6 protein-coding genes are annotated in these 6,195 nt (G+C 70.3%); 4 read left to right on the top strand and 2 right to left on the bottom strand.

The features are described from left to right. Positions 1 to 298 (top strand): metallopeptidase TldD-related protein (locus KBI5_RS09070; RefSeq protein ID WP_241882769.1); only part of this gene is annotated, 298 nt, incomplete at its 5' end. Between the two features lie 128 nt (positions 299 to 426). On the opposite strand, the gene KBI5_RS09065 is transcribed toward KBI5_RS09070, so the two are convergent. Continuing rightward, positions 427 to 999, bottom strand: a complete 573-nt coding sequence (locus KBI5_RS09065) for a bacterial proteasome activator family protein (protein ID WP_011438675.1) — start codon at positions 997 to 999, stop codon at positions 427 to 429. Between the two features lie 81 nt (positions 1,000 to 1,080). After that, complete coding sequence (locus KBI5_RS09060; RefSeq protein WP_085014990.1) at positions 1,081 to 2,073, bottom strand: NAD(P)H-quinone oxidoreductase; 993 nt, start codon at positions 2,071 to 2,073, stop codon at positions 1,081 to 1,083. 920 nt (positions 2,074 to 2,993) lie between these two features. Here KBI5_RS09060 and KBI5_RS09050 point away from each other — a divergent pair. The 3 genes from KBI5_RS09050 to KBI5_RS09040 all read left to right on the top strand — a co-directional run bounded on the left by KBI5_RS09050 (position 2,994) and on the right by KBI5_RS09040 (position 6,195). Next, positions 2,994 to 3,767: a SigE family RNA polymerase sigma factor gene (locus KBI5_RS09050; protein ID WP_085014993.1), complete on the top strand. Its 774-nt coding sequence runs from the start codon at positions 2,994 to 2,996 to the stop codon at positions 3,765 to 3,767. A gap of 658 nt (positions 3,768 to 4,425) precedes the next feature. Then, the gene (locus tag KBI5_RS25840; RefSeq protein ID WP_133056991.1) at positions 4,426 to 5,358 is read left to right on the top strand and encodes a hypothetical protein; all 933 of its coding nucleotides are present in this window, start codon (positions 4,426 to 4,428) and stop codon (positions 5,356 to 5,358) included. A gap of 333 nt (positions 5,359 to 5,691) precedes the next feature. Then, positions 5,692 to 6,195: a hypothetical protein gene (locus KBI5_RS09040; protein WP_232234822.1), complete on the top strand. Its 504-nt coding sequence runs from the start codon at positions 5,692 to 5,694 to the stop codon at positions 6,193 to 6,195.

Raw genomic sequence — 6,195 nt, 5'->3', positions numbered from 1 at the left:
GAAACGCGGGCTCCTGCTCACCAGCCTGTGGTATATCCGCGAAGTCGATCCCGAGGTGCTCCTGCTCACCGGCCTCACCCGGGACGGGGTCTACCTGGTGGAGAACGGTGAGGTCACCGGGGCCGTCAACAACTTCCGCTTCAACGAGTCACCGGTCGACCTGCTCGGCCGCCTGGCCGAGATCGGCGCCACCACCCGCACCATGGCGCGGGAATGGGCGGACTGGTTCACGCTCACCCGCATGCCCGCGGTACGGATCCCCGACTTCAACATGTCCTCGGTCAGCCCGGCGAACTGACCGCCGGCCGGGCCGGGGGCATCGAACCATCGATGGTGAACCGCGAGCAGCCATGGCTCCCGGTTCACCATCGCGGGTCGATTCGGGGACGGGTCGATTCGGGGACGGGTCAATGAAAAACGGGTCAGTCAGAGGTAGGCCCCGCGGCCGAACGTCTCGCTGCCGGGCTGCTGCCCGCTCGGCAGGGCCCGTCGGCGCATCTCCTCGAGTTGAGCCTTGGCGGCCATCTGTTGGGCGAACAGCGCGGTCTGCAGGCCGTGGAACAGACCCTCGAGCCAGCCGACCAGTTGTGCCTGGGCGATTCGCAGCTCGGCGTCCGACGGCGTGCGCTCCTCGTCGAACGGCAGCGACAGCCGATCGAGTTCCGAGCGCAGGTCCGGGGCAAGCCCGTCGGAGAGCTCCTGGATGGAACTGCGGTGGATCTCGCGCAGCCGGACTCGGCTCGCGTCGTCCAGCGGGGCGGCCCGGACCTCCTCGAGCAGCTGTTTGATCATGGTACCGATGCGCATCACCTTGTCGGGCTGGGAGACCAGCGCGGCGATGGGGTTGCCGCCGTCCAGCTCCTCCGCGGCCTGCGGCGCCTGGCCACCGTCCGGGGCCAGCGGCCGCACCGGCCGGTCGGGTACCCCCGAGTCCGCGGTCTCGTGCAGCGCGCCGTCAGGCCCGACGACCACGACGCGGGGTTCCGGTTGATCCGTCATGCCCCCTATCCTGCCCCGTGATCCGCCTCCCACGGCACTGGCTTCGCCTCCACGGTCACGCCGGGTGTCACCCATCGAGGGTCATTCCGGGATCGTGAGTACCACCTTTCCGACATGTCCGAAATCAGCCACATGCTGGTGCGCCCGCGCGACCTCGGTGATCGACAGCACCCGATCGATGACCGGCCGGATCGCCCCCGCCTCGATCGCCGGCCAGAAGTCGCCGCGGACACCGGTCACGATGTCGGCCTTCTCCTCGACCGGCCGCCCGCGCAGCGACGCGGCGTGGACCGCCGCCCGCTTGGTGAGCAGGGCGCCGAGGTTGAGCTCCCCTTTCACCCCGCCCTGCAGGCCGATGACGACCAGACGGCCTCCCACGGCCAGCACGGCGACGTTGCGGGCGAGATACGCCGCACCCATGTTGTCGAGGATGACGTCCGCCCCATGGCCGTCGGTGGCCTCGCGGATCCTGGCGACGAAGTCGTCGTCACGGTAGGAGACCGCGATGTGGGCGCCGAGCTCCCGCACCCTGGCCAGTTTGGCCGCGGTGCCGGCGGTGGTCGCGACCAGCGCGTTCGGACGCAGCGCGCGGACCRCCTGGAGCGCGAAGGTCCCGATGCCGGACGCCCCGCCGTGCACGAGGAAGACCTCGCGGTCACGCAGACCGGCGATGCCGAACACCGTGGAGTACACCGTGCAGGCGACCTCGGGCAGAGCGGCCGCCGTGATGAGGTCGACCCCGGCCGGGACCGGCAGCACCTGGCCGACCGGCACGTTCACCCGACTCGCGTAGCCGCCCCCACTGAGCAGCGCGCACACCTCGGCCCCGACCTCAACCCGGTCCACGCCGGCGCCGAGAACCGCCACCCGCCCGGAGCACTCCATCCCGATGATCTCAGAGGCACCGGGCGGCGGCGGGTAGAAACCTTGCCGCTGGAGCAGGTCCGCGCGGTTCACCGCCGTCGCGACCACCTCCAGGGTAACCTCGCCCGGCCCCGGGGCAGGAGGGTCCGCCACCGTCGACCACGTCATGACCTCGGGCCCACCGGGCGCTTTCACCGTCACAGCATGCATCCGTCACACGCTACGGCTCCTCGGCACGCGATGCCGCGGCATCATCCGGCGTGCGGGCATGTTCATGCCGCGGCCGTACGGATGTTCCGGTGGGGTGGACGGACGCCGGCTCGGGCCTCAGACCGGCTCGGGCTCCGGTTGGGGTGCGCCGGGAACCGGCTCGGTGTACGGGGAGGGCTCGTGCGGAGCCGGCGGCAGGTCAGGAGCGTCGGGCAGGAGCGGGCCGGGATCATCCGGGATCGGGGTGTCCGGATCGAGCGGGGGCGGGGGACTCGGGCGATGGGGACGGACGGCCTCGGGCATCACGACAGACGGGGCAACCAGACCAGACCGGGTAAACAGACCAGACCGGGCGGACAGGGCAGCCGGACCAGACAGGGCAGACATAGATTTCGCCGTACCCGGCGGGCGTCGCGGCGGAAACATCGTCCTAGCATCCCATGTCGGCGGCTCGTCCCTCGCCGCGGCCTGGTCGCCGGTCACCCCGCTGGACCGGCGTCGCGCATCCGTGCGCCGCCCCGTCATCGCGGCTGTCCCGTCCGGATCTCGGTTCATCGGCTCGCATCTCCGATCCTATGCCGTCAAGTCCTATGYCCCTATGTCCTATAATGTGGCTGCCTCGGCCGGTCCGAGACGGGTTTGCCCCCGTGGCCGATGTCAACGCGCGCCAGGACCATCRCCATGTGTGGCCAGCCCGACATCATCGGACCGAGGGTAAAGCCACTGCTTCGAGCGTATTAACAGTGACCGCCCCACTCGGCATCCAGGTACCACGACGCATACCCGATCGAGTCGCTACCGTCATATGCATATCGCCCTGAACTCATGGTTCTCTGCAACCAGTGACAGACGACCACAGCATCGGCTGTCCGGCCGGCGCCGCGGACGCGCCGGCCTCGACGGGCCCGGGGAGCGTGYCAGTGGAAGCGGTCGCGGCCGACGACGAGCCCGAACATCCCCATACCCAGGCGGAGTTTCATRCCTTCTTCGAGAGACATCACCGCGAGCTGAGCCGGTTTGCGTATCTCCTGACCGGCGATCACGACGTCGCGGACGACATCACCGCGGACGCCCTGACGGCCGCCTGGTCCGCCTGGGACCGGGTCCGCTCCGCGGACCTTCCACTGGCGTATGTCCGGCGGATCGTCGCCAACCTGGCGGCCGACCGGGTCCGGAAGGTCGTCCGCGAGCGACGCGGGCTGCTCTTCCTTGGTCAGCGAGCCGACCAGTCGGCGCGGATACCCGATCTCCCCGCGGTCATGGATCTGCGCTCCGCGCTGATGACACTGCCGCCAGGCAAACGTGCCTGTGTCGTGCTCCGCTACGCCTTCGACCTGTCGGAGATCGAGACGGCTCGCACGCTGGGTATCTCTGTCGGCACGGTGAAGAGCCAGACCGCCAAGGGAGTCGCCGAACTGGAGCGGATTCTCCAGAACACCGAGCTGCCGCCGGCCGGTGCCGCGGAGGTGGCGAGGCCACAGGTATCGTCCGGTCGGCCGGGCACATCACGCGGCGCCACATCCCGATCGGGCAGTTCCCGGATGAATGGCTCCCGGTCGGGCTCGGGTCGCCTGGGACGGCGGCGGGGCAGTGGTCAGTCCGGCAAACCGGCGGGTCCGAGCCCGTCGGCGTTCGCCCGCCTCGGCCGCGTCAAGCTATGGCCCTGGTGGCAGCAGCGAGTCGGCGAGGCATAGATGACGCAGAAGGCGCCCGGGGTTCCAGGAGCTCGATCATGATGCGCAGGGTGGCGCGGCAGCGCGGCGCGGCGAGCCTCCGGCCGATTGCCGTCCCTCCACTCCGGAGACGGGTGACCGCGTGATCAGCGACCACGGAACAGGCGACCGCGAAACCAGCAGCCCGAGCGCGGATGGTCGAGGGTCAGCCGATCGCGTCGGCGAGTTCCGCGGCGGCGACGGTCATGGCGGCGGCCTGGGGGAGCTTCCGTTCCCCGACCGACTCCGCGGCATGCTGAGCGCCGAGATGGGCCGGCACCACCCCGACTCCGATCGCATCCGCGGACGTGTCGCGGCGGCGGTCGATGCTCCCCTGAGCAGCACGATCATCCGCCCCCTCGGCCCGATCGGACCTGTCGGCCCGAGCGGTCCACTCAGCGCTAACGGACCACTCAGACCGCTTGGTTCGATCGGCTCCGGCACCCGGACCGGGGATGGGCGGATCATCACCCGGCAGCACCGCCTGGGCCRTACCGTCGCGAAGACCCCATCGAGCCGACGGCGCCGATCCAGCCGGTCCACCAGCCCCGACCGGCTCCCCCGGTCCCACCACTGGCCCCGTTCCCGGCGGCGCTCGGTCGCCCGACGCGGCACGATCACGGGGGCACTACTCGCCATCATGAGCATCACGGCCCTGACGGCCCTGGCCCTGCTGGGGCCGTCGGGATCGAACTCCCCGGCTCCGCCCACAACGACCGTCACGGCAAAGCCGCGGCCGTCCGCCACGCTGGTCACGACGTCTCCGGTCGTACGGACGCCGGTCACGTCGCCCCAGGCCACTGCGGCGGTTCCACCGGAACCGGCCAGGTCGAGCCCCGCCGGAACATCCGGGGTCAGCGCCGCCGTCCCGGACGCGACGAGYGATGCGAGCGCCGCACGGAGGTCCGCCGGCCCGGACCCGGCGGACCCGGGGTCCGCGAGCGGTGGCGGCGGCGCACCGTCACCGTCCGCGGGACCGTCCACAGGACCGTCCGCGAACCATGGTGACAGCAGATCCTCCCTGCCCGGCGGAACGTTCGCGGGCCTCGGCGGCGGGATCTACACCAGCACCGTCGCCCCCTTCCCCAGTGGATCACGGGTACGGCTTCCGGGCCCCGGCACTCTCGACTGGGTGCTGTTCGGGGGCTCGTGGGACGGTGTGCAGAACCGGGCCGCCATCGTGATGYCGCTGATCGACACCGGCACCCTGCTGGGCACGTCCGTGCCGTCATCCTCGGGATTCGACTGGACGGAGGGCACACCGGTCGCGACCGGTGTGGATGACACCGACCGGCTGTCCCTGCAGGGCTCGGCCCGGCTGACGGTCTTCGTCTCGCAGTCTCCGCTCACCCTGGACGTCCTCCTCGGATCCGGTTCCGGGCGGGTGCAGATCATCGTCACCTCCATCGGCGGCACGCAGACCTTCACCCAGACCCTGCCTTCACCGATCGCCGACGGCTCGGCCGATGGAGTGGTGAGCATCGGGCTGCCTGCCGGAATCGGCACGACGTCGGTCACCATCTCCAGCGGGGGCACATCGGGTTGGACGCTGGCGGCCGCAGTCCTGCGCTGACGGCGCGGGTCTGCGCCGGTTACGGGGGTCTGCACTTGACCATGCGGAACCACAGGCAACCATGCGGAAGAAAAATCTTCACAACGACGGCAACCAATCAACCTCCGTCGGACGACTGACAGATGAACGCCATACCGGCCCCCCGCGCCAGGAGGTCCGGCGGTGTTTCGGCCCGTTCGCTCCCCGGCTAACCCCCCCAGCCCGGCGGACGGGTCGCCAAGCGGCCGTCGACGGCGGCACGCGGGCTGGCCGGCCCGGCCAAGGTCGGCCAGCCCCTCGCGACCTCTCCCACGCCACCCGGCGCCCCGGTCCGAGTGTGAGTCCGGTCCGAGTGTGAGTCCGGTCGCGGGAAGGTGCCACGCGCCCTACGCCGACCGGCCGGGGAGAGGTAGCGTCAACCTCGTGCGTCGGCTGCTGTTGTCACCCTCGTGGATCGCGCGTCATCTCCTCGCGCTCCTCTTGATCGCATTCTTCATCCGCATGGGCATCTGGCAGCTGACGAAGGGCGAATCCCCGCAGGGATCGCTGCAAAACCTCTTCTACGGGGTCGAGTGGCCTGTCTTCGCCGCCTTCGTCGTGTACTGGTGGGTGAAGATGATGAAGGAGGATCTGGCACCCAAGGACACCACCGGGCCGCGGTGGGGTGCCCACGGCCGGATCGCCCCCGAGGCGCCCTGGCGACCGGATCTCGACAGGGGCCCCAAAATGCTGACGACCGGCGGCGCCGAGCAGTCCGCCGAGGAYGACGAACTCGACGCCTACAACCGCTATCTCGCCTCACTGTACGAGCGTGACGCCCTTCGGGACGCCCTCAAGCACATCAACGGAGCCCGCTGA

This window comes from Frankia sp. KB5, assembly GCF_002099325.1.
GTDB lineage: Bacteria > Actinomycetota > Actinomycetes > Frankiales > Frankiaceae > Frankia > Frankia casuarinae.
The sequence above is the reverse complement of the archived record's forward strand: the minus strand, read 5'-3'. Positions and strand labels throughout refer to the sequence as shown.